The 1,634-nt window shown below is 70.7% G+C and carries 2 protein-coding genes; both read right to left on the reverse strand.

The annotated features are described in order from the left end of the window. Positions 1-14: 14 nt before the first annotated feature. The gene (locus tag AC1MIR_RS11540; RefSeq protein ID WP_480028300.1) at positions 15-878 is read right to left on the reverse strand and encodes an acyl-ACP desaturase; all 864 of its coding nucleotides are present in this window, start codon (positions 876-878) and stop codon (positions 15-17) included. A gap of 110 nt (positions 879-988) precedes the next feature. After that, complete coding sequence (locus AC1MIR_RS11545; protein ID WP_480028301.1) at positions 989-1,399, reverse strand: F0F1 ATP synthase subunit epsilon; 411 nt, start codon at positions 1,397-1,399, stop codon at positions 989-991. Positions 1,400-1,634: the final 235 nt, after the last annotated feature.

Here is a 1,634-nt window from a genome sequence, read left to right on the forward strand (position 1 = left end):
GGGGGGGTGGGCGGCTATGCCGCGGCGGCCACGGGTGAGCCGGTGTTCTCGTTCGCGATCTTCGGCATGGCGGCGCGGTAGCGGTCGCGGCGCCACTGGAGGAAGCGCCAGGCGGCGCGGGCGGCCAGGTCGGACAGGCGGCCGCGCGGTTCGAGGCCGACGGCCTTGAAGATCATACCCATGCCGCGTTCGACGTGCCGGTAGCGGTAGTAGCCCATGGCGCCCGCCATGTAGCCGGTGATGCAGCGGTCGTGCTCGTAGGGCGTGGAGGGGTCTTCGTTGGCGCAGTGGAAGGCGTAGGCGAGTTCGTCGTCCTCGCTTTCGCCGATGCGGCCGGCCGCCACCTTCAGCCGCTGCACGAAGGAGAGGTTCTCCCGCGCCAGGTAGCGCTTCATGTGGTCGTAGAAGAGCTTGAAGTGGCGATACTCGTCCGCCGCGATCAGGCGGCAGATCTCCTTCAGCACCGGTTCTTCCGTGGCCTCGCCGAGGGCGGTGTAGTAGCTGCTGGTCCCCGTCTCGACCATGCAGCGGGCGATCAGTTCGCCGGTGCGGCTGCCGCGGATGGAGGCGTCGGCCGTGGTGTTGATGGTGTAGCCGGCGCGGTAGCGGGCGAAGGCGGCGGCGAAGTCCCAGCCGGGATCGGCGAGCGTGGCCCAGCGACCCAGCGCGTCGCCGTGCTGGTTCTCCTCGACGGCCCAGTTGTTGGCCGCCTGCTGGAAGTCGGGGTCGTCGTGGAAGACCGAGTTGAGATAGAGCGCGTAGTCGTCGCCGTTGCGCTCGACCATGGCGGCGGCCTTCACCAGAGGGATCACCTCGGTGTCCACCTTTGACGGATCGAAGCGGTCCCACGCCACCTGCTCGATTCGCCAGTGCTTCATGGTTCCCCCGGATACGCGAAAGGCGCCCGCAAGCCAATGTTTTGCGGACGCCTTCCCGATTCAAGCGCCGTGTCGCGCCCTGGCGGGCCGCCCCGGCCGGGCGGCCCGGCTCAGGCGGCCTCGGCGGCCTGCAGCATGGCGCGGGCGGAGAGCAGCTTCGCCATCGCGGCATCCTGCCGCTCCGGCGTGTCGCCGGTGACGGCGTCGTAGGCCGCCTCGGCGTCGCGGATGCGGGCCTCGGCCGCGGCGCGGGAGAGTTCGCCCACCGGCGTCGCCTCGTCCGCCAGCACAGTGCAGCGTTCGGGCGTGACCTCTGCGAAGCCGCCGCCGACGAAGAGCCGGTCGGTGACCTGGCCGTTCTCCGTCACGCTGATCACGCCGCCGCGAAGCGTCACGATCATCGGCGCGTGGCCGGCCAGCACGCCCATCTCCCCTTCCGCGGCGGGGATGACGGCCATCTCCACCTGCCGGCTGAGCAGCAGTTTCTCGGGGCTGACCAGTTCAAGCTGGAAGGTCGCCATTGCGCGTCCCCTAGGCCTTTCCGTCGCGCGATCCCCAAACTGCGGGGGTCGCCATCAGAGTATCCGGCCGCAAGGCGGCCGGCGCCGCCAGACTGTCGATGCCGCCAGCGCTGCCGCTCGCTCGGCGAAGCCAAGCGCGCGGAGCGCGCGCCCGGCGTCTGAGGGCATCAGAAAGAAGACTGAAGTGGGCCGCCGGGAGGCGGCCGCCGTCCGGGGGGCGCCCCGGATAACGGGC

The sequence above is a fragment of the Falsiroseomonas sp. RANM36 genome (assembly GCF_056682175.1).